20 protein-coding genes are annotated in these 24,192 nt (G+C 62.2%); 14 read left to right on the plus strand and 6 right to left on the minus strand.

Annotated features, from left to right (window positions below; all coding sequences use genetic code 11):
• Positions 1 to 172: 172 nt before the first annotated feature.
• The 14 genes from ACESMZ_RS08955 (at position 173) to ACESMZ_RS09020 (ending at position 15,110) form a co-directional block, all read left to right on the plus strand.
• Positions 173 to 2,725, plus strand: a complete 2,553-nt coding sequence (locus ACESMZ_RS08955) for a hypothetical protein (RefSeq protein WP_372972502.1) — start codon at positions 173 to 175, stop codon at positions 2,723 to 2,725.
• Positions 2,725 to 3,507 carry an SH3 domain-containing protein gene (locus ACESMZ_RS08960; RefSeq protein WP_372972503.1) on the plus strand — a complete coding sequence of 261 codons (783 nt, stop codon included), beginning with the start codon at positions 2,725 to 2,727 and terminating at the stop codon, positions 3,505 to 3,507. The genes ACESMZ_RS08955 and ACESMZ_RS08960 overlap by 1 nt, the downstream gene beginning before the upstream one ends.
• A complete protein-coding gene (locus ACESMZ_RS08965; RefSeq protein ID WP_372972504.1) occupies positions 3,477 to 4,139 on the plus strand; it encodes an outer membrane beta-barrel domain-containing protein in 663 nt (220 codons plus the stop codon). Before ACESMZ_RS08960 ends, ACESMZ_RS08965 begins: the two co-directional genes overlap by 31 nt.
• 63 nt (positions 4,140 to 4,202) lie before the next feature.
• Positions 4,203 to 4,700, plus strand: coding sequence for a TlpA family protein disulfide reductase (locus tag ACESMZ_RS08970; RefSeq protein ID WP_372972505.1), 498 nt, complete (start codon positions 4,203 to 4,205; stop codon positions 4,698 to 4,700).
• A 7-nt stretch (positions 4,701 to 4,707) separates the two neighbouring features.
• Positions 4,708 to 4,944: a DUF4266 domain-containing protein gene (locus tag ACESMZ_RS08975; RefSeq protein WP_372957335.1), complete on the plus strand. Its 237-nt coding sequence runs from the start codon at positions 4,708 to 4,710 to the stop codon at positions 4,942 to 4,944.
• Complete coding sequence (locus ACESMZ_RS08980) at positions 4,931 to 6,082, plus strand: DUF3570 domain-containing protein (protein WP_372972506.1); 1,152 nt, start codon at positions 4,931 to 4,933, stop codon at positions 6,080 to 6,082. The genes ACESMZ_RS08975 and ACESMZ_RS08980 overlap by 14 nt, the downstream gene beginning before the upstream one ends.
• A 51-nt stretch (positions 6,083 to 6,133) precedes the next feature.
• Positions 6,134 to 6,685, plus strand: a complete 552-nt coding sequence (locus tag ACESMZ_RS08985; protein WP_372972507.1) for an AraC family transcriptional regulator — start codon at positions 6,134 to 6,136, stop codon at positions 6,683 to 6,685.
• A 2-nt stretch (positions 6,686 to 6,687) separates the two neighbouring features.
• Positions 6,688 to 11,340: a tetratricopeptide repeat protein gene (locus tag ACESMZ_RS08990; protein ID WP_372972508.1), complete on the plus strand. Its 4,653-nt coding sequence runs from the start codon at positions 6,688 to 6,690 to the stop codon at positions 11,338 to 11,340.
• Complete coding sequence (locus ACESMZ_RS08995; protein ID WP_372972509.1) at positions 11,327 to 11,905, plus strand: tetratricopeptide repeat protein; 579 nt, start codon at positions 11,327 to 11,329, stop codon at positions 11,903 to 11,905. Before ACESMZ_RS08990 ends, ACESMZ_RS08995 begins: the two co-directional genes overlap by 14 nt.
• 26 nt (positions 11,906 to 11,931) lie before the next feature.
• Positions 11,932 to 12,276, plus strand: coding sequence for a hypothetical protein (locus tag ACESMZ_RS09000; RefSeq protein ID WP_372957330.1), 345 nt, complete (start codon positions 11,932 to 11,934; stop codon positions 12,274 to 12,276).
• 6 nt (positions 12,277 to 12,282) lie between these two features.
• Complete coding sequence (locus ACESMZ_RS09005; protein WP_372972510.1) at positions 12,283 to 12,984, plus strand: MotA/TolQ/ExbB proton channel family protein; 702 nt, start codon at positions 12,283 to 12,285, stop codon at positions 12,982 to 12,984.
• 35 nt (positions 12,985 to 13,019) lie between these two features.
• Positions 13,020 to 13,568 carry an ExbD/TolR family protein gene (locus tag ACESMZ_RS09010; protein WP_372957328.1) on the plus strand — a complete coding sequence of 183 codons (549 nt, stop codon included), beginning with the start codon at positions 13,020 to 13,022 and terminating at the stop codon, positions 13,566 to 13,568.
• Positions 13,565 to 14,092 carry an ExbD/TolR family protein gene (locus ACESMZ_RS09015; protein ID WP_372972511.1) on the plus strand — a complete coding sequence of 176 codons (528 nt, stop codon included), beginning with the start codon at positions 13,565 to 13,567 and terminating at the stop codon, positions 14,090 to 14,092. The genes ACESMZ_RS09010 and ACESMZ_RS09015 overlap by 4 nt, the downstream gene beginning before the upstream one ends.
• Before the next feature lies 1 nt (position 14,093).
• On the plus strand, positions 14,094 to 15,110 hold the full coding sequence (locus tag ACESMZ_RS09020; RefSeq protein WP_372957326.1) for an AgmX/PglI C-terminal domain-containing protein: 1,017 nt from the start codon (positions 14,094 to 14,096) through the stop codon (positions 15,108 to 15,110).
• Here ACESMZ_RS09020 and ACESMZ_RS09025 read toward each other — a convergent pair.
• The 6 genes from ACESMZ_RS09025 to ACESMZ_RS09050 form a co-directional block, all read right to left on the minus strand.
• Positions 15,107 to 16,831, minus strand: coding sequence for a diguanylate cyclase (locus tag ACESMZ_RS09025; RefSeq protein ID WP_372957325.1), 1,725 nt, complete (start codon positions 16,829 to 16,831; stop codon positions 15,107 to 15,109). The two genes, ACESMZ_RS09020 and ACESMZ_RS09025, sit on opposite strands and share 4 nt — an antisense overlap.
• 143 nt (positions 16,832 to 16,974) lie before the next feature.
• Complete coding sequence (locus ACESMZ_RS09030; RefSeq protein ID WP_372957324.1) at positions 16,975 to 17,421, minus strand: DUF411 domain-containing protein; 447 nt, start codon at positions 17,419 to 17,421, stop codon at positions 16,975 to 16,977.
• Between the two features lie 120 nt (positions 17,422 to 17,541).
• The gene (locus ACESMZ_RS09035; protein WP_372972512.1) at positions 17,542 to 20,322 is read right to left on the minus strand and encodes a heavy metal translocating P-type ATPase; all 2,781 of its coding nucleotides are present in this window, start codon (positions 20,320 to 20,322) and stop codon (positions 17,542 to 17,544) included.
• Positions 20,315 to 20,758: a MerR family transcriptional regulator gene (locus tag ACESMZ_RS09040; protein ID WP_372957322.1), complete on the minus strand. Its 444-nt coding sequence runs from the start codon at positions 20,756 to 20,758 to the stop codon at positions 20,315 to 20,317. The genes ACESMZ_RS09035 and ACESMZ_RS09040 overlap by 8 nt, the downstream gene beginning before the upstream one ends.
• 572 nt (positions 20,759 to 21,330) lie before the next feature.
• Positions 21,331 to 21,642 (minus strand): hypothetical protein, encoded by a 312-nt coding sequence (locus ACESMZ_RS09045; protein WP_372957321.1) that lies wholly within the window; start codon positions 21,640 to 21,642, stop codon positions 21,331 to 21,333.
• A gap of 81 nt (positions 21,643 to 21,723) precedes the next feature.
• Positions 21,724 to 23,895, minus strand: coding sequence for a putative bifunctional diguanylate cyclase/phosphodiesterase (locus ACESMZ_RS09050; protein ID WP_372972513.1), 2,172 nt, complete (start codon positions 23,893 to 23,895; stop codon positions 21,724 to 21,726).
• Positions 23,896 to 24,192: the final 297 nt, after the last annotated feature.

Below are 24,192 nucleotides of genomic sequence, written 5' to 3' on the forward strand. Positions count from 1 at the left end.
ACTTAAAAACAGAGGAAACCTGTATTTTAAAGGACTATCGATTGTGACTTGCGTCTCGGAATTAATATCCAATATAAATAAAGTGCGGGCGCATTTATTTACGGCTTTGTTTGTTGCCATTGTTATAACAAGTGGTTGCAAAAGCGGGGGCGGCAGTCAGGAGCCCGATCCCGTGGTGAACGAACAGGCCGTTGCCTATATCCAGCGTCCGCTGGTCCTGAACACTGGCAGTGCCATGCCTGTGGTTCGTGACCGCCGCCAGCCCGACGCCTTCATGCCCGGGGCACGGCTGTATATCAAGGAAAGTGCTGCACCCTCCGCCGCTGCGAAGGATATTGCCTCTCGGGCATTTCCGGGTGACCGGTTCCTGGATGATGACGGACGGTTGCGCTACGACGTCCGTGACCTGACGGTTTCCCATGATGGTGAGCGCCTGCTGTTTGCCATGCATGCACCGGTCACCGGTGATGAAGAGATCGAGCCCACCTGGAATATCTGGGAGTACGATCTGGGCGCGGGCACTTTGCGCCGGATCATTGTTTCCGATACCGAGGCGGATGCCGCCCATGACATTGCCCCTGCCTATCTTCCCGATGGCAGCATCGTTTTCGCCTCCACACGCCAGCGGGCATCCCGGGCCATACTTTTGGACGAGGGCAAGGGGATGTTTGCGGCGCAGGACGAACAACAGAGGTCGCCGGCGTTCGTCCTGCATGTCATGGCCGCGGACGGCACAGATATCCGCCAGATCACCTTCAACCAGAGCCACGACCTTGACCCGGTGGTGCTGGACAACGGTCGTATCCTGTTCAGTCGATGGGACAATGCGGGCCAGACTGCTAACAACGGTTTCAATCTTTACCAGGTCAACCCGGACGGGACTGGCCTTGCCTATGTGTTCGGCCGGCACTCCCACAGCGTCGACGGCAGCAACCTGCATTACTTCCGGCCGATCCAGACCGGCACTGGCGATATCCTCGTGCTGGCCCGCGGGCTGGGCAACAATGACCTGACCTCGTTCCCCAGCCTGGTGGATATAGAGCGGTTTGTAGAGCACGACCTGACCCTGGAGGGTGTCGCCGGCGACGCCCTCGAGCCACTGGTGCCGGGGCAGTCCCGGGATGGCTCGGCCAGCCTCGCAGGCAGTTTCGACTCGGTGATGCCGCTGTTTGACGGTTCCAGCCGCTACCTCGTCAGCTGGAGCCCCTGCCGGGTGCGGGAAGTGGTAAATGGCAGTATTGAGGGCCAGCCGAACCTGCCGTGTACAGCGGAACGTCTGGGCTCGGAAGAGTATGAGGTGGCACCCCCCCTGTTCGGTTTATGGCAACGCAACGCCGACAACGATACTCAGCTACCCATCACCCCGGCCCGGGAGGGGCAGCAGATCTCCGAGGCGGTATTGATGAGCTCCCGCCCGCTCCCCGCCTATCGCGCGACGGACCTGGACGTCGGGGCCCTGGCGGAAGACGCCCGTGAGCTGGTAAACGAAGGCCTGGGCATTGTCCACATTCGTTCTGTGTACGATTTCGATGGCGTGGACACTGCCAGTAGTGGCATCGGCGTCATGGCCAATCCCGGCGTGACGCCGCCGGATCAACGTCCCGCCCGCTTTGTCCGGTTCGAGAAGCCGGTATCCATTCCGGACGATGACGTGCGCGCAATCAATAATGCCGACTTTGGCATCAGTCGGGCCCAGGGGATGCGGGAAATCCTCGGGTATGTACCGGTGGAGCCTGACGGTTCCGTGCGTGCGGCTGTGCCGGCCAATGTTGCCTTTGCCATCAGCGTGGTGGATGCCCGCGGTCGCCGGACCTCCCCCCGTCACCAGAACTGGCTGCAGCTGCGTCCCGGAGAGACCCTGACCTGTAATGGCTGCCATACCGCCAACAGTGACGTGCCCCACGGGCATTACCGGGCCGACCCGCCGCCGGCGAATGCTGGCGCCCCTACCAGCAACCTGGAGTTTCCCGGCACCAGCAGTGCCCTTTGGGCGGAAATGGGGGAAACCATGGCGGAAACCTGGAGCCGCCACAACCAGGTGCGCAGGCTGACGCCAGACGTGGAATTCGAGGATCAGTGGGCCCGGCCCGGGGAGGAGGTCGCCTCGTTCGTATTGAGCTATGGGGACCTGGATACCCCGGCGCCCGTCTCTGCCGCCTGCCAGGCTGACTGGAGCGCCTACTGCCGTGCCGTGATCAACTATGAAACCCACATCCATCCCCTGTGGAGCAAGGACCGGGTATTGCTGGACGACGACGGTACGGCACTGGATGACTACACCTGCACTGGCTGCCACTCGGGGACTGATTCCGATGGCGCCGTTCAGGTGCCAGCGGCCCACCTTGATTTCAGCGACGGCGCATCGCCTGATCAGCCTCGCCACCTGGAGGTCTACCGCCAGTTACTGGCTACCCGTTTCGAGCAGGAAGTCATCGATGGCGTACTGGTGGACCGGCAGGTGGATACCGGTGAATTCCTGAGAGATGGCGACGGCGAACTCATCCTGGACGGTGACGGCAACCCGATTCCGGTGCTTGTTCGGGTGTCGATCGGGTCGGTCATGAGTTCCGCCGGGGCCCTTGCCAGCGAGGGTTTTATGGATACGTTCGCTGCCGGTGGCGCCCACGATGGGTTCCTGACGGATGCCGAGCTGCGACTGGTCAGCGAGTGGCTGGACCTGGGCGCACAGTATTACAACAACCCCTTTGATACGCCGGAGAACTGATGGCTCCGAGTAGTCTGGCCCGCAAGGGGTTGCTGGTGATGTGCAGTCTGCTCTGGAGCCTGCCGCTGCAGGCCGGGGTGCTTGACTGGCTGTGGTCTTCCGGCGACAGCCCGGCCCAGGTGGTAGTCACCTCACCGTTCCTGAAGTGGTACACCGGGCCCGCCGGCGGCTATCCGGTATTCCACGCCAGCGAGAAGGGCGAGTGGCTCACCCTGCTGAAACAGAAAACCCGCTGGATCAAGGTCCGTGACAGCCGTGGCCGGGAGGGCTGGGTGCTGCAGGATGACCTGGCAACCGGATCCCTGACCGCCGATGGCCAGGTGGCGGTTGCGGCTCGCCCCCAACGGGATGACTTCATCAAGCGCGCAGGTGAGGCAGTCATCATGATGGGCGACTTCGAGGGCGCTGCGTCGATCAGTGTCGCTGCCGGATGGCAGTTCACGCGCAACCTGGCGCTGGAAGTCCAGGGTTCCCAGGTGCTGGGCAGCCGCTCGGAAATCCGGCTGGCGAACCTGAGTATTCAGCACCAGCCATTCCCCGGCTGGCGACTGGCGCCCTATCTCACCATGGGTGGGGGGGTAGCCTGGATCAGTCCCAAGGCGACCCTGGCGCAGACTGAACGACGCCAGAACCCCACCGCCCATATCGGCCTGGGGTTGAGGTACTACCTGGCCGACCAGTACTTCCTGCGGGCCGAAATCCGCGACTACAAGGTCTTCACGGACCGCAAAACCAACGAAGAAGTGACGGAATGGAAACTCGGACTCGGTATTTTCTTCTGAAAGTGATCATCGCAGTTGCCTTCCTGGTGGCCATCCTTGCCACGCCGGAGGATGTCAGGGCCCAGTCGGAACGTGAGCCCCCGCTGATCGAAGCCGATGTGCAACCACGGCCGGTGGAGCAGGCCCTGGTGGACAGCGAGAATTTCGAAGTGGCGGCTGTGGTCGGCTGGCTCAACATCGAGGACTTCGGGTCCTCCCTCATGTACGGAGCCCGGCTGAGCTACAACATCAGCGAAGCCTTCTTCGTGGAGGCGGGCATCGGGTTCGCCGAGGCGGAGCAAACCAGCTTTGAGCGCCTGGCGGGGGACGTACAACTGCTGCCTGACGATGACCGGGACTATCGTTGGTATCACCTCAACCTCGGATATCGGCTGTTACCCGGTGAGGCATTTTTCCCGGGAGGCCAGGTCTTCAATACAAACTTCTATTTGACCGGTGGCGCAGGGGCTACAGATTTTGCCGGCGACAATCGTTTTACGGTTAATTATGGTGCCGGTTATCAAGTGTTATTCACGGATTCTTTTTCTGCACACCTTAATGTTCGTCAGTATCTTTTTGACAGTGACATTCTTGGCGATGACAAAACTTCCGTAAATACGGAAGTCAGTGCTTCTGTTTCCATGTTTTTCTAGGTTCATCACATAAATAAAGTGATGTGTTTACTATATGGTATTAGCAAGTAGGGAGAGTTCAGTTTGAATATATCGGAACTGGTCAGAGCTGTTTGCCTTGTTATTGGGCTGCTGGTGTCCGTTTCAGCCATGGCCGGGGATTCCGGCACCGCGCCGGATTTCACCCTCAAGAGCCGCAGTGGTGACAACCTGCGTTTGGAAGATCTCCGTGGTGAGGTGATCATGCTGAACTTCTGGGCCTCCTGGTGTGGTCCCTGCCGCCAGGAAATGCCCCATATGGATGACATCGAGAAGGAGTTCCGGGACTACGGTTTCCGGGTACTTGCGGTCAACGTGGATCAGAACCGGGAAGATGCCGAGGAATTCCTTGCAGACATGCCGGTGAATTTCCCCATTCTCTGGGACCACGACAGTCAGGTCAGCGAGCGCTACGACGTCCAGGCCATGCCCACTACGGTCATGATCGACCGCAATGGCCAGGCCCGTTACCTGCACCACGGCTACCAGCCCGGGTACGAGGACGACTACCGGGCCCAGATCCGCGAACTGATCCGGGAGTGAGCCGATCATGCAATCGTCTGTCGTGCGTCACCTCATGACCGGTCTGCTGTCGGCGTTGCTGCTGAGCGGATGTTCGGCACCGGAGCCCTGGGTTAAGCCCTATCAGCGGGCGAACCTGGCCGATCCGGTGATGCTGGACAGCCGCCAGGGCAAAGCCGGTGAATACATACAGCATGTCTATGGTGCCCGTGAATCCGCCCGTGGTGCCCAGGGCAGCTCAGGAGGTGGTTGTGGCTGTAACTGACCGGCGTTTCTCCCCCGTGTTGCCGGGGTGGCTGCTGTTGCTGACCACTGGCCTTCAGGGCGCAACACTGCCAGAGGACAAGGTGGACGCTTTCTATCACCGTTACGAAGGCGGCGGGATGACCATCGATGGCCCCTCGGTGCTGGTTCGCAAGGGTGTGGGTAACCAGGTGTCGTTCACGGGCCAGTATTACGTGGATTCGGTGTCCGCCGCCTCGGTGGATGTGATGGCAACCGCAAGCCCCTACACCGAAGAGCGCAGGGAATACACCCTCGGTGCGGACTACCTGGAGGGCAATTCCATTATCAGCTTCAGCTACACTAACAGTAGCGAGAACGACTATGAGGCCAACACACTTTTCCTCGGCGTTACCCAGGAATTCTTCGGCAACATGACGACCCTGTCCATCGGCTATGCCCGGGGCTGGGATACCGTCAGGGAAGTGGGCAACGACACCTTCGAGGAAGAGGCCGACAGACAGAACTACCAGCTGGGCCTGACCCAGGTCCTGACCCCCAATAGTCTGGTGGGACTGGACCTGGAAGTGATCACAGACGAGGGCTTCCTGGAAAATCCTTACCGACAGAACCGCTACATCGACCCGTCGGACCCCACCAATTACCTGTACCAGCCAGAGCGCTATCCGGATACACGTACGAGCGTCTCGGCAGCCTTGCGGGGCCGCTATTACCTTCCCTGGCGGGCTTCGCTGAGAGGCGGCTATCGCTATTTCACCGACGACTGGGGAATCGACGCCCATACCGTTGAGCTGGGGTATGTGCAGGGCCTGGGCCCCGACTGGACCCTGGAGGGAGGCATCCGCTACTACACCCAGGACCAGGCCGACTTCTACAGCGATTTGTATGCCTACGGAAATTCCCGGACCCACTTGGCCCGTGACAAGGAAATGAGCACCTTTTCAGGGCTCACCTTCAGTGCGGGTGTCGAGTACCAGTGGGAACGGGCTGCCATACCCGGCATAGACCGCCTGCAAGTGGGGTTGCTGGTGGACTACCTGGATTTCGACTACGACAACTTCCGGGATGTCACCGCCAGTGGTGACTACCTGCCGGGAGAGGAACCCCTGTATGGGTTTGATGCGTGGGTCACCCGGGCATCCATCCTGTTTGAATACTGAATGCGCGTCCGGCCCCCGTGGGCGGACCAGCGGAATATCCGAGGCTTCGTTATGACAGCAAACCAGTTTTTCCACCGCCGCCGGTTCCGGGTATGGGCTGTGCTGATGCTGCTGGCCGGGCCGGCGCTGCCCCAGGCCCAGGAGGGCAATGGCGAAGAAAACTCCGTGGCCATGAATGTTGAGCAGTTGCGAAAGCAGGTGATCGAGCTGAACCGGGACCTGTTTGTGCTTGAGGAAGACCTGCTGTTTCCCGCCAGCACCCGGTTTGTGGTGTTCCTGAGTGTGGAAACCGGCGAGTTTCTGGCCCTGGATGCGGTAAAGCTCAAGGTGGATGACGAGGTGGTGGCCAGTCACCTGTATACCGACCGCCAGGTGGATGCCCTGTGTCGTGGCGGCATGCAGCGGTTGCACATGGGTAACCTGAAGACAGGCAAGCATGAGGTGACGGTGTTTGTGGACGGTATTGGCCCCGAGAACCGGTCTTACCGCAAGGCGGCCACCTATCAGCTGGACAAGGATACCGATACCGCCGCCCTGGAAGTACGCATCCGCGACCGCTCGTCGGATTACCAGCCGGCCGTCGAACTGGTGGAGTGGGAGTAACCGTGAAGCCAGGTATGACCCGTCATGGCCTGGCGGCCCGCATTCACCAGGCCAGTGTGGCCCTCGTGGCTGGCATTTCGCTGTCGACAATGACGACCACGGCAGCGGCCAGTGGCCCACCGACCCGGGCCCAGGATTCCGCCTGGGGAGAGGTTCTGTACGACTATTTCCAGGGCAATGCGCTGGATGCCCTGACCCGGCTGGCAGTAGTCCAGGAGCAGGGGGGTATCAAGGGGCATGGTCAGCATCCCGCCCTGGTGGAGGGAGGGCTGATGCTTTCCTGGGGCATGCCGCGGGAAGCCAGGAACCGGTTTGAACAACGACTGGACGACTCCGTGGACCCGCGCCGACGCAACCAGGCATGGTTCTACCTTGCCAGGGTGTTCTACCTCGAGGGCGACCAGGACAGCGCCCGGGAAGCCTTGGCACAGCTGGACCAGTCAGTGTTCCGGGAACAGCAGCCGGAACTCTACCGGGATTCCCTTTACCTGCAGGGTCAGCTGGCCCTGCAACGGGAGAGTGAAAACAGCGATGCCAAGCTGGGCCGGGTGCTTGATGCCCTTCCGGACAACAGCCTGCTGTCGGTTTACCTGCGCTATAACCGGGTACTGGCCAGTAACCGTGACAACGGTGAACGGTTGCTGGCTGATCTGGGTGGGACATTGGCGCAAGAAGGCGAATGGCTGGACGCCCAGCCCGGCGAACGCCGCGCCCTGCAGGATCGCATTTACCTGACCCTGGCGGCCCTGCGGTACCAATCCGGGGACCAGTCCCGGGTGTCGGAAATTCTGGCGGGTATCGATGACACCAGCCTGTTCGGTACGCAGGCCCGCCGCCTGGAGACCCTCGCTGTCGAGGGTGAAACCGCCGACCAGGTTCTGGCCCAGTGGCCGGCGGATGAGATCAGCGACCCCTCCCAGCAACAGATGGCCCTGGTAAGGGGTGCACTTTACGAACGGACCGGCCGTCGCAACCAGGCACTTGCGGCCTACCGGGAGGCATCGGCCTACTGGCAGTCCCGTTTCGAAGGCGCCGCCAGCCGGCTGGTGACGGTCGACCAGGCCGAGTTGCTCAATGCCGTCGTGTTCGCCCCGGAAGCCCCGGGGGAGCATAGCTGGCTTCCCGGCTCGGCTTTGCTGGAACATCCGGATGCCATTGTTACCGACCCCTATGGCCGCCTTCATGTGATGCCGGCTCCGGGTGTGGGCGAGGATGGCAACGGGCTGGCGGAACTGGTGGCCAGCGAACGTTTTCAGCGTGCCCTGAAGGACTACCACGAACTCAACCAGATGGCCCGGCTGCTGGACGGTGGCGACCAGAAGCTCGCCTCTTTCCACCTGATGCTGGAAACCCGGCGGCAGCAGCGTGGCAAGCGCATCGAGGATACCCGCGAAGCGCTGGCAGGCATCGACGATGACCAGTGGTTGCAGCGCCAGCAACGGTTCCATCAACAGGTGGCGCGGGCCGAGGCCGGACAGGACGAGGCTTTCTTCATGAGCCACGAGCAGCGCGCCCTCAGCGATCGCCTGGAACGGGCCCGGGCACGGCTTGCCCAGTTGCCCGATGACGAGCGCACCGCCGGACAGCGCCGAAAGCTGGACCGTGTCGCCGCCGCCCTGACCTGGCAGCTGGCTGACAGTTATGGCCCTAACCGCTGGCGGGTACGTCAGGCGCTGAACCAGCTGGACGCGGCCCTGGGGGAACTGACCGAACGCAAGGCCAGGCTGGAACAGGAAATGGCCGGTCCGGGAGAAGCAGATGACCTGTCTGCCCGGGTGGCGGATAGTCACCGTCGTCTGCGTGGCCTGACTGAAGTCATAGCCAGCGCCCGGGCTGACGCCGGGGGCCACCTGCTGGCCCTGTTGCAGGACCACTACCGTCGTGACCAGCGGCAGGCCCACCGCTACCTGCTGGCCTCGCGACTCGCCGAAACCCGCCTGCTGGACCAGCAGTATCGGGAAGAGCGCGATGGCCTCGAGACGACACCGGAACAGCTGGCAACAATGCTGGACCAGCTGATTATCCGCTACCGGGAACTGCTGGGGCTGCTGGATGACCCACAGGCGGAACATGCCACCGCCTACCGGCTCCACGACCTGATGTTCATCAAGGCGGAACAGCAATTCGCGGATACCGCCGAGGATCACTTTGATCCGGTGATCGAGGGCTATCGCCAGTTGCTGGCGGACAGCCCGGAGCATCCGGACAACCACCGGCTGCGCTATCAGCTCGCCCGCATCTTTGACCTCCGGGGCGACCGGACAGCCCAGCGCCGGGAACTGGAGAGCCTGATCGATCGGCACCCCGGTTCGCCGCTATGGGTGGAGGCGCAGTTCCGCCGTGCCGAGATTCTGTTCATTGAGGAAGACTATCCGGCTGCGGAAGACGGCTACGCGGCTGTCATTCGTGCCACCGAGGGCGTGGATGATGAGCGCCAGCAAACCTTCGCCACCCACGGCTTCTATATGAAGGGCTGGTCCGAATTTCGCCAGGGCAACTACGACGCTGCGGTTGTCAGCTACAGCCGGGCCCTGGACCGGCTTTTGCCGGACAGTGCCGCACCCGGTGAGCTGGACCGGAAACACCAGACCCTGGTGGAGGACCTGTTCCGGGTACTGGCGCTATCTTTCTCCTATCAGGGCGGGGCACCGGCCGTGGCCGACCTGTTTGAACGGATCGGTTCCAGACCCTGGGAACCCCTGGTCTACGAACGCTATGCCCGGCAACTCCAGGACCGCGAGCAGTACACCGACGCCATCGCCGTCTACCAGCACTACATCGAAGCCCATCCCTTTAGTGAGCAGGCGCCCCACTACGCAGTGCGCATCATGGACATCTACCGGGACGGCGGCTTCCCGGAAGCAGTGCCGTCTGCCCAGGCCCGGTTCGTGGAACAGTATGGGGTACGCAGCGACTACTGGCAGCAGGCCCCCAAAACGGTGCGCGGTGCCACCGGTGACCAGCTGATCGTGCTGCTGCCGGAACTGGCCAACCGACACTATCTGCAGGCCCGGGACGCCGGTGCCCCGGCCATTCGTGACCAGCAGTACGACCAGGCCGCCGGCTATTACCAGGACTTTGCCGATACCTTCCCGGGGCACCCGAAAACCCCGGAAATGCTGTTCCTGCTGGCGGAAACCCGCCTGGCGCAGCGGCAGTGGGGCGCCGCAATTGAGACCTTTGAGCGGGTGGCCTATGAACAGGGCCGGCATGAACGGGCTGCCGAGGCGGGCTACGCTGCGATCCTGGCCTATGGCGACTCGGGCCTGACCGAGAATGCTGAGGGCCCATGGCCGGACCTGGAACAGCAGAGCCGGATCCGTTTCGCCAGTCACTTTCCGGAGGACGGTCGCGCCGAGGCCATCCTATACCGGGCCGTGCAATACGAGGCGGCCGCTGGCAATCACCGGGGCGTAGAGGGTCTGGGCAACCGGCTGCTGTCTTGGCAGCCGTTGCAAGACCCAGGCCTGGCCCTGGAAACCCGTCTCCTGCAGGCCCGAAGCTACTACCAGAACGGCGATTACCCTGATGCAGAGCATGCCTACTCGGGGGCGCTGGCGGACATGCCTATGGAGGACCCCCGTCGAAGCGGGCTACAGGACAGTCTGGCAGCGTCTGTCTACCAGCAGGGTGAACAGCTGCTGGCGGCCGGTGAGAGCCAGGGAGCCGTCACCGAATGGTTGCGGGTAGCCCAGATCGCCCCCGGTACCGAGATGAGTGCCCGTGCCCGCTACGATGCCGCCGGTCTGTTACTGGAGATGGGGGATTATGGCGAGGCCCTGGTGGTGATGAACGATCTGCGGACCGCCTGGCCAGGTCACGAGTTGACCGCCCGTCTTCCCTCGAGGATGGCTCTGGCCTACCGGGAGACCGGCCAGTGGCAACGGGCGGCGCAAGAACTGACCACCCTGGCGGATCAGGCCACCGACCCCGAACAGCAGCGTGAGAGCCGGTGGCTGGCGGCGGAGCTGTATGACCGTGGCGATGACACTTCCCGGGCCATTGAAGCCTATCAGCGCTACGCCGAGCAATGGCCGGAGCCGTCCGGCCCGTACATGGAAGCCGCCAACCGGCTGGCGGAACTTCATGGTGAACAGGGAGATCCCGACCGCCGCCGTTACTGGCTGAAGCAGCAGATCGCCGCGGCAGACCGCCTTGGTGACCAGGCCGGCAACCGCATCACGATGCTGGCGTCGGGGGCGGCCATTACCCTGGCTGACGAGGCCCGGGCGGACTTCGAGGCCATCCCGCTGACACTGCCATTACAGGAGAACCTGCGCGCCAGGATGGCGGCGCTGGGTGAAGCCGCGGACGGCTACGAGAAGGCCGCTGGTTATGGCCACGAGGACTACTACAGCCAGGCTGGCTACCGCCTGGCGGAGCTGTACCGGGCCCTGGCCAGCGACCTGATGGAGTCCGAACGGCCACCGGGACTCAATGATATGGAGCAGATGCAGTATGAGCTGTTGCTGGAGGAGCAGGCCTATCCTTTCGAGGACGACGCCATTGCCATCCACGAGCAGAACATCGCATCGACCCGGGATGGCCACTACGACGGCTGGATTCGCCGCAGTTTCGAGGCCCTGGGCAAACTGTTGCCTGCCCGCTATCACAAACCGGAACAGGCCGGAGGTGCTGTCCATGAGCTGGAATAACGCCTGGCGCGCAAGCCTGTTGCTGGCAACATGCGTTGTCGCCGGGTGTGCCACCGGCCCGGATACCGGCCGGGAACCGGGCACGGACAAGGGAGCGGTCTCGGCCGAACTCCGCAGTCAGTACCAGGAGGCTGTGTCCCGCATGGACCAGGATCCGGCCCGGGCGCGACAGGAGCTGGAACGGCTCCACCAGGCACGTCCCGACCTCACCGGTCCGCTGCTCAATCTGTGCATTCTCGATTTCCGGGACAACCGTACTGACCCGGCCCGTGCCTGTTTTGAACGGGTAGTGGCGAAAAAACCGGGGCAACCGGACGCCCTGAACCACCTGGGCGTGATGGCCCGTCAGTACGGCGAATTCGGACGGGCGGAAGATTATTACCGCAGGGCCCTGACGGCCGATCCGGATCATCTGCCCAGCCTGCGCAATCTGGGCATCCTGCTGGACCTCTACCTGGGGCGGCACCGGGAAGCAATGGAGTTGTACCAGGCGTATCAGTCGCTGCTGGCTGAGCCTGATCCTGCGGTGGCGCAATGGGTAGCCGATCTCAAAAACCGACTTTGATGCCCCTTATGAGTGACATGACGAGTATGAGCACAGGAAATCGGGAAACCCGGCACAGTCGCTACCGGCGCATCTCGCTAGTCTTTCCGCTGTTGATATTGCTGGTTGCCGGTCCGGCCCACAGCCAGCAGGCAGGCGACCAGGGCAGGGTGGTCACCATCGAGGGAGCCCGTATCCAGGGAGAAGAGGAATTGCCCACGGTGCTCTACCTGGTGCCCTGGCAACCGGTCGCCAGTAGAGGACCGGAACCCATGGAACGGCACCTGGTGACCGGCGAGCCCCCGGCACCGGTGGAGCGGGAGAACTTCCGCAGACGCCTCGATTATCACCAGACCCGACTTGACCCACGATCACAGGACACCCAGGAGTAACCCACCATGATCGAATCCATTGCTGGCTTCTTCCAGGACGGAGGCCCTTTCATGGTCGTTATCGCCATTGTGCTGCTGATCGGGCTGGTGGTCGCGGTAGAGCGCTGGCTCTACCTCACCACCCAGAAGCACATCAATCGCAGGGACTTCCGAAAGCTGCACGAGATGCTTTACCGCAAGGATCTCAAGGGCGCACTCGACTACGCCCGGGACTCCGGCAGCGCCATGGCCACCTTGATCGGCGCCGGGCTGCTGCGCCTGGCCCGCAAGCAGCCCCGGGAAGACATCGAATACGCCATGGAGGAAGGCCTGCTGGAAATCATGCCCCGGCTGGAAAAACGCACCCAGTACCTCGCCACCCTGGCCAATGTGGCTACCCTGCTGGGCCTGCTGGGGACCATCTTCGGCCTGATCGACGCCTTTACCGCCCTGGGGGCCGACGAGGCCGCCGGTAACCGCCAGGCCATGCTCTCGGGCAGTATCTCACTGGCCATGAGCACCACCGCCTTCGGGCTGATTGCCGCCATTCCGTTGCTGCTGATCCACGCGGTGCTGCAGACCCGCACCAACGAGATCGTGGACAGCTTCGAGATGGCAGGCATCAAGGTGCTCAACCTGATCAGTGATGCCAGTCCCGCGCCCGCTACGGCGCCCCAGCGGACGCCCCAGCCCCAGCAATCGAAGGCGGCCGGCACCGCCTCGCGCTGAGTGCCTGTTCGGACGCTACTGGTCAGGAGAATGCCATGAGGCGCAGACATCGCCGTCTGACAAGTGAAGCAGACCTGGACGTCACCCCGTTCCTCAACCTGATGATTGTGCTGGTGCCGGTGCTGCTGATGAGTGTGGTATTTGCACGCACCACCGTGATCGAGCTTAACTTTCCCCGCAACTCCGGAGCGGCGGCCGAGGAACAGCCCATTCGTCCGGTGGTGGTGATTGCCGGACAGGCGCTGGTGGTTACCGACAGCGAGGGCCACGTGCTGCGTGAGATTCCGCCACTGCAGGCCACGACTGGTCGGGAAGGAACCAGCGGCAAGGACGCGCGGCCGGCCGGGCCCGACTACGGCCAGCTGCTGCAGGTGATGAAGCAGCTCAAGAGTCGCTGGCCGGAGCAGGAAAACATCACCGTCAAGTCAACGCCGGACACCCACTACCAGACCCTCATCGGCGTAATGGACACGGTACGGTCGTTCCATACCGTGGAGGTGACCAGCCTGGTGGAGGTGAAGCTGTTTCCCAATATTTCCGTGGGTGATGCGCCGCCACGGCTGATCGCGGAGGTGTCGCCGTGAAGGAATCGCCACGGGCGCGCCGCCTGCGGCGCCATCACCGTCGCACAAAAAACCAGGGGAAGCTGAACCTGGTGTCACTGATGGATATTTTTACCATCCTGGTGTTCTTCCTGATGGTGAACTCGTCGGCGGACAATCAGCTGATCAGCGACAACCCGGAGATCGTGCTGCCGGAGTCCACCACGCAGCAAACGCCGGAAGATGCCCCGACCCTGATCGTGACGGCAGACAACGTGCTGCTCAATGGTCGCCTGATCATGACCCGAGGGGCACTGGAAGCCAGCGAGTCAGCCATTGCAGGTCCCCTGAGCCAGGCCCTGGCAGCATTGGAAATGCCTGAGGTCGCAGGGCGGGGGGTTACCTCTGGCACTCGCTCAGAAGTGGCCTACGGTCGACCGGTGACGATCCTGGCGGACCAGGAGCTGCCCTACGCCGTGCTGCGCAAATTGATGGCTTCGTGCACGGACGCCGGCTATTCGGCCATCTCCCTGGCCGTCACCCAGAAGCATCCGGAGGGCGCGTAACATGGCTGCCAGCCGCTATGGCCTGCCCTGGGAAGAGAGCGAAGGCGAGCGTCGTCGCCTGCGAATCATCAGCCTGGTACTGGCACCGGTATTCCTGGCAGCCATCGTGGTACTGGAGCTCATGCCGATTTCCGAGCCGCCCCCGGAGCAGACCGGGGAGCCACCACAGCTGGCGGAGCTGATACTGGAACCGGAGTCAGAGCTGGAACCTGAACCTGAGCCTGAGCCCGAACCCGAGCCAGAACCAGAACCCGAGCCGGTTTCGAGGCCGGCACCGCAGCCAGAGCCAGAACCGCAACCGGCCCCTAAGTCTGAGCCCGCCCCTGAACCGAAACCAGCGCCAGCGGAGCAGACGGCGGCCGCCCCGCAACCCGAGACGCCCACCCCGGAGCCATCCGAACAGGAGCAGGCCCGGGAAACCGCCGGTAAGACCGGCATCATGGCCATGAGTAGCGAACTGTCTGCCCTGCGGGAACGTTCCGGTTCTACCTCATTGCAAGGCCCCAGGGCTCGCAGCGACTCGCCTGCCGCGGCTGATACCGATCGCCTGGCCCGGCAGGCGACCGGGCACCGGTCCCGGGGCACGTCGGATCACCAGGCCTCCGGCCAGACCCGCGAGGTGGCGCTGCAGGATCGTCAGCAGACCCGGGTCCAGGCTCCCAGGGAGGCAAACGCGCCGTCGTCCGCGGCCAGAGCCGAGCCAACCCGCGCAACCAGCCCACGGGTCAGCCGCAGCCGGGAAGAGCTGCGCCGGACGATGGACGCCAACAAGGCGGCGGTGTTCAGTATCTATAACCGGGCCCTGCGTCGGGACCCCTCCCTGCAGGGCACCGTGACACCGGAGCTGGTGATCGAGGAGAGTGGTGCGGTATCCAGTTGCAAGGTGGTGGAGTCATCCCTTGGCCAGCCAACCCTGGAAGCGAAGATCTGTGCCCGCCTGCAGCTGGTCAATTTCGGCGAGAAGTCCGGTGCAGGCCGTTCCACCGTCCGTTATCCCATTGAACTGCTTCCGGGCTAGGGCTCGGGAGTTGCGGGTTCGGCCGTGCCCTGGTTGCTGGTGACCAGCTGGTTCCGGCCCGCCTGCTTGGCGCGGTAGAGGGCCTGGTCGGCCTGCCTCAGAATCTCATCCAGGGGTTCCCCAGGCTGGGCCAGGTGTCCGCCAATGCTCACGGTGACCGGCATGCCCATGGCCCGGCTCTGGCTTTCAATATGGGTGCGTATACGCTGACCAATATGGCTGAGGGTGTGGGCATCGCAGGGTGAAAGGATCACCACGAACTCATCACCACCCCAGCGGCCGGCCTGGTCGTAGGGGCGCAGGCTGGCCCGCAACCAGTGGGCAATATCACACAGGATGGCGTCACCGCTCTGGTGGCCCTGGCCGTCATTGATGCCCTTGAAATGATCGATGTCCAGCCAGAGTACGCCGAAACCGGTGCCCTGACGGTAGGAGCGCTCGATCTCGGCGGCAAACAGTTCGTCCAGGGCCCTGCGGTTACCAAGCTCCGTCAGAGGGTCCATGCGGGCAAGTCGATGCAGGTCGCGGGTACGTTCATCCACCTGGTCCTTGAGGTCGTCGTTGATGGTTTTCAGGCTGGCGGTCATGGCCTCGAAATGGGTGCTGAGGCGGCCGATTTCGTTATCGGGCTTGGGCAGTGGCGGCAATTCGAAATTGCCCTGCTTTACCCGGTACACCGCGTCTTCCAGCGCCAGTACCGGGTTGAGCACCCGGCGACTGATCAGCCAGTGGAACAGCAGCAGGCTGACCAGCAGGGTGGCCAGGAATACCCCCACCAGAGGCCACAGGTAACTGACCGGCAGCAGGGTTTCAAGGTCCAGCAGGGTAATCTCGAACCAGCCAATGGCAGGCAGGAAGGCTACCCCCGCCAGGTGTTTTCGGCCATCCACCTCAACAAAGCTGCTGGCAACGGCGCCTTCTCTGCCTCCCTCATTCTTGAGCATCTGCAGCATGCCCAGGACTTTCTTCTGGTCGTCCGGTGACTCGAACAGAAGATCGACCGTGTTCTTCTGGCCTTCCGGTTTGATGATGCTGGCAAAGTCGATGTAATTGCGGTCCCGGTACAGCTGGATGGCACCGTTGTAGTCGACAAACAGGGTGGTGATGCCGTCCTGACCGATGTCCACGATATCCTGCAGGAAGTTGTCCAGGTCCATACCCGTGCCCACCATGCCCAGGATTTCATCGTCGGGCCCACGCATCAGCACATCGATCCAGAGCTTGGTGACGCCCAGTTCGGTATCCGGGTTCACGTTCAGGTGGAAGTCCCGGCCCTCCTCGATAAGCTGATAGAACCAGGCATCGTCCGGGTCTTCCGGGTTGAGTACGTAGCGGAACTGGTTACCGGCGTAGTCGTTGGCCTGGTTATTGAAGTAATAGCGACCGGTTTCCTGCAGGGCGACGAAATAGCTGTTGTCCCGGAAGTTGGCGCGGAAGCTTTCCATCTGCTCGATGGCCGCAGCCTCCAGGGTTGGGTCTTCGGGGTTCCGGGCCCACTGGATCAAGGTGGAAGAGTCCGCCATCTGACGGGCCAGGCCGATTTCCCGTTCAAGGGACTGCAGCAGCCGTGCGCTGTCGTAGCGAACCTGGATCTCGGCAACCTGCTGGCCCCAGCGTTCGATGATATCTTCAGACAGGGCGCGATAGGCCATCCAGGAGGCAGCAGAAGCCACCATGATCAGCAGCGCAGTCAGGCCGAGAATGCGGGTTTTGAGGCTCAAGGCGGTAATCCTTCCGGCTTGGGGTCAGGTGAGTCCATGATAGACCAGGATATGGCCTGTGCGTAGAAAACCCGTCGACTCAGGCAACAGGTATTTTCCCTTGAGCCGTTACCGGTTCCGCCTGAGCTGATCCGTGGCGGTGGTCAGTGGTAGTCGGCAAAGACCCTGGTCTGCCCCGCTTCGTTGAACAGCAGTACCTGGTAGTTGTCCTTGCGGTCACCCACCTCCATACCCGGTGAGCCTACCGGCATGCCGGGCACGCTGAGACCATGAGCCATGGGCTTTTCTTCCACAAGCCGGCGGATATCCGCTGCCGGCACATGGCCCTCGATCACGTAGTCATCAATAAACGCGGTGTGGCAGCTGGCCAGCTGTGGCGTCAGGCCGGCGTCCATCTTCACCTGGTTCATGTTGTTGGTGTCGGTGACATCCACCTCAAAGCCGTTTTCTTCCAGGTGGTCTATCCAGTCACCACAACAGCCGCAGGTCGGTGACTTGTAGACCTTGATGCTGAGGTCATCTTCGGCCCAGGCCGTCTGAGCCGCAGTGAGGCTGGCGGCCAGGCCCAGGGCAATGGTCAGTTTCTTCATGGTGCGGTCCTCAATGATGATCGTGTCGGGCGCCGGCATCGCCGGATCCGGAGAGCCAGAACCACCAGACGATGGCGCCCATTAATACCAGTCCTGCAAGGTTGACTAGCACCGTTGCCATCAGTTCCCCTCCTGCGTTTCAGATTGGTGACGGGGTTTGAAAAGCCGTAACCGGTTGGCGTTGGTGACCACGGTGACGGATGACAGTGACATGGCCGCGCCGGCCAGGATCGGGCTCATCAGAATGCCCCAGACCGGATACAGCACCCCGGCGGCGATGGGAATACCCAGGGTATTGTAGATAAACGCCCCGAACAGGTTCTGGTGAATGTTGCGAACCGTTGCCCGGGAGATCTGTATCGCGTCCGCCACTCCGTGCAGGGACCCCCGCATCAGGGTGATGGCGGCGCTTTCGATGGCCACGTCGGTGCCGGTACCGATGGCAAAGCCGACGTCTGCTGCCGCCAGTGCCGGTGCGTCGTTGATGCCGTCTCCCACCATGGCCACAGTGTGGCCCTTGCGGCGCATTTCTTCCACGATCTCCGCCTTGTCCTCGGGTAGCACTTCGGCGCGAATATCGTCAATACCGGCCTTGCGGGCGATGGCTTCGGCGGTGGCCTGTACGTCACCGGTCACCATCATGACCCGGATGCCCGCATCGTGGAGGCGTCGGATGGCCGCTTCGGAGTCTTCCTTGATGGCGTCGGCCACACCGATAACCCCCAGGGCGCGGCCGCCCCGCGCCAGGAACAGCGGCGTACCGGCCTCATCGGTGATGGCGCGGGCGGCTTCGTCGAGGCCGGCAAGATCAATGCCCTCGCTCTCCAGCCAGCGCCGGTTACCAAGACGCAGGGGCTCACCGTTCAGCTCACCCTGTACGCCCTTGCCATTCAGGGCTTCAAAGCCGATAACGGAGCGTTTGGGCGCACCATCGGACTTTGCCCGTTCCAGGATAGCCTCCGCCAGCGGATGCTCGGAGTGCTGCTCAAGGCCGGCAGCCAGGGCCAGCAGTTCGTCTTCACCGCCCTCAGCGGCGTGAACATGGGTTACCGCCGGGTGGCCTTCGGTAATGGTGCCCGTCTTGTCCAGGATTACCAGGTCCAGCTTGCCGGCGGTCTGCAGAGCGTCCCCCTGGCGGATCAGGGCTCCATACTCTGCCGCCTTGCCGACACCGACAATGACGGACATGGGGGTGGCCAGGCCCAGGGCACAGGGGCAGGCGATGATCAGCACGGTGGTGGCTGCCACCATCATGTGGACCACCCGGGGATCAGGTCCGAAGTTGAACCAGGCCAGGGCGGTGACCACGGCGACCAGCATGACACTGGGCACGAAGACAGCAGAAATCTTGTCGGCCAGCCGTCCAATGGCGGGCTTGGAGCCCTGGGCCTTTTTCACCAGCCGGATAATCTGGGCCAGGGCCGTCTCGCTACCCACCCGGGTCGCTTCGTACACAATGGAGCCATGAGTGTTCAGGGTGCCGGCGGAAACCTCGTCACCGCTGGCCTTGTTGACCGGCATGGGCTCGCCGGTGAGCATGCTCTCGTCGATGCGGGTGTTACCGTCCACGATGACGCCATCCACCGGCAGCTTCTCACCGGGCCGGACGCGGATATGGTCGCCCTTGCGGACCTGCTCGACAGGAATGTCCTGCTCCTCACCATCCCGGATCACCCGGGCGGTCTTTGCCCGCAGGTCCAGCAGGCGGCGCACGGCCTCGGAGGTCTTGCCCTTGGCCCGCAATTCGAGAGCCTGGCCCAGGTTGATCAGGCCGATGATCATCGCCGACGCCTCGAAGTAGACATGGCGGGCCATGTCCGGGAACACGCCCGGGAATAACGAGACCACCATGGAGTAGATCCAGGCGGTGCCGGTACCCAGGGCAATCAGGGTGTCCATGTTGGCGTTGTGATGGCGGAACGCCTTGGCGGCACCCACAAAGAAATGCCCGCCGGTAACCACCATGACGGCAAAAGTGAGTATGCCCAGGTTAATCCAGGTCAGCTGGTTGGCGTCGCTGATCATCATGGATCCGAAGCCCATGCCGTAGGCCATAAGCCCGATACCCAGGCCCAGGCTGACAGCCATCTTCACCATCATGTCCCGGTATTGCTTGCGATCCTGCGCCTGCTTCTGCTCATCGGCGGCGTCCGGGTCCTCGATCACGGTGGCGCCATAGCCGGCACTTTCCACCGCCTGCACCAGGGCATCCGGGTCGGCGTCGCCGGTGGCCGTGGCGGTATTGTCCGCCAGGTTCATATGGGCCCCGGTCACGCCCCTTACGGACATCAGTGCCTTCTCGATGGTGGCCACGCAGGAGGCGCAGGTGGCGCCGGTCACCGAGAGCTGTACCTGGTCATCGTGGCTGGCTGGTGCCGGTGCCTCAACTTCCGGGGCTTTGTCAGGCTCCGGTGTTTGGTGCGCCGTATTTGGTTCCGGCTCTGGCTGTTCCGGTTCGCCAGGCTCTTCCTCGTTCAGGGGCTGCGCCGGGTAACCGGCTTCCGTTACTCGTTCAGCCGCTTCGTTCCGGTCAATACCGGGCATCAGCAAAATGGTCTGCTTTTCCAGATCCACATGGGTGCGCTCTGGCGCGCCGGTTAGCGGCTCCAGGGCATTGCGGATCTTGCGGGCACAACCCTGGCAGGTAGCACCGGAAACCGAGAGTGCCGGCTGCCACAGGGGTTCGGCCGGGTAGCCCGCATCGGTGACCCGCTGAGACGCATCGGCCAGGTCGGTATCAGCTGGCAGTGCTACCGTCTGGTTCTCAAGGTCCACTTCAACTCGGTCAGTGCTGCCGGTAAGGGGCTCCAGGGCCGCCCGGATCTTTTTGGCGCAACCCTGACAACTTGCGCCGGTAATAGTCAGAGCGGGTACGAGGGTTTCCATTTCAGCTTCAGCCATGGTGGCGGTCCTCCTCGGGCCTGGATGGGGTGTCGTTGTCCCAGTGTTCGATCAGCCGACAAATAGTGTGGCCGTCGGGTGTGCCGTCGGGCATTGCCTGCCAGGCGGTTAGGGCGCTTTGCATACGCTCCCGCAACTGCTGGAGCTGGTGGATCTCTTTCTCCACTTCGGCGAGGCGGGCCTCGAACACTTCGCGAACCATGGGGCAGGGGGAGTGATGGTCATCCGCTTGCTCCAGGATGGAGCGAATCTCCGGCAGCGAGAACCCCAGCTGCCGCGCCTTGCGGGCAAACCGCAGCCGGCGCAGGTCCTCGGCGTCGTACTGCTGGTAGTTGTTGTCCGGGTTGCGGGTCGGGTTTAAAAGGCCTTCGCGGGTGTAGAAGCGGACCGTGTCCGGCTTTACCTTTGCTGCCTTTGCCAGTTCGCTTACTTTCATTGGGTTTATCCGGTATTCGGTTGATATGAGCCTAGACTAGAACCTGTGAGTTGCTCATAGGTCAAGGGTTTGTTTTTTGTTGTTGGTGTTTGGGTCCGACTGGGGAGTATGGAGCTTTACTTTGGGGGCGGGCCCGGGGGTGGGTGGGGGGTATTACTCCGCCGCAATTCACGGTCCTTCCCTGGACCGGCCTTGCTCCGCGCCATCCCTGGCGCTGCTGCGTAATACCCCCACCCACCCCCAGACCTATGAGCAGATGCAGTCAACGCCGATTTTTTGCGGGGCGTGTAAGCCGGGATAGTCATTGTTTAGCCACCGTTCAGCGAGGCATCAGATGGCATTTCAGGAGGCAAGTTACGGAGAAGGTTGATCAATCCGATTGTGTTGTAGTGGTGGCGGAGGATTGCTCATTAGTCTGACGGATCTGGGGTGGCCCGGGGATTTTGGAACAGCGCCATGGATGGCGCGGAGCAAGGCCGGTCCAGGGATGGGCCGTGAATTGCGGTGGAAAAATCCCCGGGGCGCCCCAGAGCCAGGCACCAAAACTCAGCAGGCCTGGTAAAAAACAACCATCAATCAGAACGAGACCGAAGAAAAACCCCACAATGCCGACATTGATCCGGCGCCATCAACTTGGCCTGCCAGCCAATGGGATGACCGCAGGCCGGGCATTTCAGCTGTAACTGCAGAACGATGATAGGAATCACCAACAGGGCAATCAGCACACCCAGAGGCCCCCAGCTGTCACCACTGGACAATCCAAGCTGGCTGCTGAAGACCAGCAGGATAATCAGCGCCGCGAAGGCGAAAATGAAATAGCCCTTGTTCACGGCTTCCCAACGCCTCAGGCGCTGGTTCTGTTCAGGCGTCAGATAGCTTGCCATGGGATCCTGTCTGTCAGAAAAGCGGGGAATTCAGCCTGAATCCTACCATGATCTGCTACGGTCAGGTTTCAGATCCAGGCTTCAGTCATGTTCCTGGAGAGATACGGGTATCAGCCCGTTTTCGATCAGCCCTGGCAGCTCCCCTGCCCGAACGGGGCGGCTCATCAGATAACCCTGGGCCATATCGCACCGGTTCTGTCTCAGGAAGCGGAGCTGGTCCTCGGTCTCAACACCCTCGGCCACCACCCGAATGCCCAGGTTATGGGCCAGGTTGATCACCGCCCGGGTAATGACCGCATCATCATGCTTTTGGGTGACGTCGGTGATAAAGGAGCGATCGATCTTGAGCTGGTCCACCGTAAAGTCCCTGAGGTAACCCAGGGAAGAATAGCCAACCCCGAAATCATCAATCGCCAGCTTTACTCCCAGATCACTGATTCGCCTTAGCTGCCTGTGGTTATGCTCGATGTTGGCGATGAACGACTCTTCCGTCAGCTCGATTTCCAGCTGCCCCGGCTCGACACCGTATTCCCGGAAACACGCCGACAGAAAGTTTGGCAGGTCCGCTTCCGCCAGCTCCCGGCCGGACAGGTTGATGGCGATACCCAGTCCGGCCAGTGACGAACCCTGCCATTGCCTGAGCTGCTGGCAGGCTGCCCGGATGACCCAGCGGCCGATCTCGGTGATGCGTCCGCTTTCCTCCGCCAGGGGAATGAAATCGACGGGTGGCACCAGACCCCGTTGCGGGTGATTCCAGCGGATCAGCGCTTCCACGCTCGTGGTTTGTGAGGTGGCCAGGTCCAGCTGGGGCTGGTAGTAGAGTTCGAATTCGTTCCGGGCCAGGGCCTCGCTCAGGTCCTTGTCCAGCTCCAGCCGGCGCACTTCCCGCTCCTGCATGCCCTCCGTGTAGAACTGATAGGTGTTGCGCCCCTGCTCCTTGGCCCGGTACAGGGCGATATCCGCGTTGCGAAGCAGGGTGTCGGCATCCAGTCCACTCTGGGGATAAACCGCGACACCCATGGTGGCGGTAACGTGGTGACGCTGGCCATGCACCTCGAAGGGTTCGTCGAAGCACCCCTTGAGCAGGCCCAGCAGGTGAATCACATCATCGATATCTTCCACATGCTGCTGGCAGATCATGAACTCGTCACCGCCGGAATATCCCACCATCACCCGTTCACTGCTCAGGGCGTCAAGGCGTGCCGAGACCTGGGCGAGCAACTCATCGCCAAAGTGATGGCCCAGGGAGTCGTTGAGCATCTGGAACCGGTCCAGGTCCATCATCACCAGGGCTACCTGGCGCAACTGTCGGTCAGCCTGGCTCAGGGTATGCTGCAGGTCTTCCATGAAAAAGCGGCGGTTGGCCAGGCCGGTAAGGGTGTCGGTGGACTCGAGGCGGGCCAGGTCCTGCTGGATGGCAACCCGCTGGTCGATTTCTTCTTCCAGTTCCTGCCGGGTGCGCAAGAGGGCCTGGTTGCGCTTGAAAATCAGTTGTACCAGCAGGATGGTCAGCGAGCCCAGCACACCAAGGGTCAGCATGCTGATAAAAGTCACCCACGGCCACGGACTGCGGTAACGCTGGATCCATTCGGCGGTGGGTCTCACCCGCAGCGCCCACTCTACCGACGGCAGGTTGGTTTGTGTGGTGTGGCTGAATTCGGTCTGTGCCGGCCCGGCGGCGGGCAGGCTGAAGGTCACTTCTCCGTCTTCCAGCAACTCGACGCTGAAGTTGCCGCGAATACGGGGCAGGATCAGGGCATCGGCCAGGCGTTCCATCCGGAACACGCCGGCGATAAAGCCGTTATTGTCCTCACCTGCACCCACCGGCGCATAGACCACCAGCCCGGGGCCACCCTGTGTGAGGCGGATAACGCCGGAAATGTTCAGCGCTCCTTCCTCCTGGGCGCGTTTCAGTTCCTGGCGCCGCGCCGGAGTGAAGCCGGCGTTGTAACCCAGTGCGGCTTCATTGCCTGCCATGGGTTCTATCCAGCGGATGACCAGGTTCTCATCGATCCATTCAATGGCCTGGAAGGTCTGGAAATCCTGCAGGTAGTGACGGGCATCTTCGCGCCAGACCGCTTGCGGCAGGTCCGGCTGCACGTCCAGCCGGTTGGCCATGCGCCGCAGGGCAATGACATGGTTGAGAAAATCCTGCTCCAGGCGCCTTGCCAGGGTTTCGGTGTCCAGGGCGAGGGTCTGGCGGATTTGGGCGTCTTCCTCGGAGTCCAGGCCGATTTTGAGCCCTGTTGCCATTGCGAGAAACGTCAGTAATACAATGGCCGGGAAAACCGGCTTCATCAGCTGGCGTAAAATTACTACAGATACAGGACGTGGCTGCGGCACACAGGGCTCCGGCGGAAGGCTCGCGATGGTTTCATTATTATTATGGTCCGGCAGGACTGGTGGATTGCCAGCCGTGCACGGAAATTCATTATTCTAATATTTCATGTATACAGGTAGTGTAAACGGCCCCGGCTTCCGGTTCTTTAATACTTTACGTTAATGGAGACCGGGCACTTCCTTCGGCCCGCTCTCAGGTCCAGAGCAATC

It is taken from the genome of Marinobacter sp., from assembly GCF_041690615.1.
In the GTDB taxonomy this organism is placed as follows: Bacteria; Pseudomonadota; Gammaproteobacteria; order Pseudomonadales; family Oleiphilaceae; genus Marinobacter.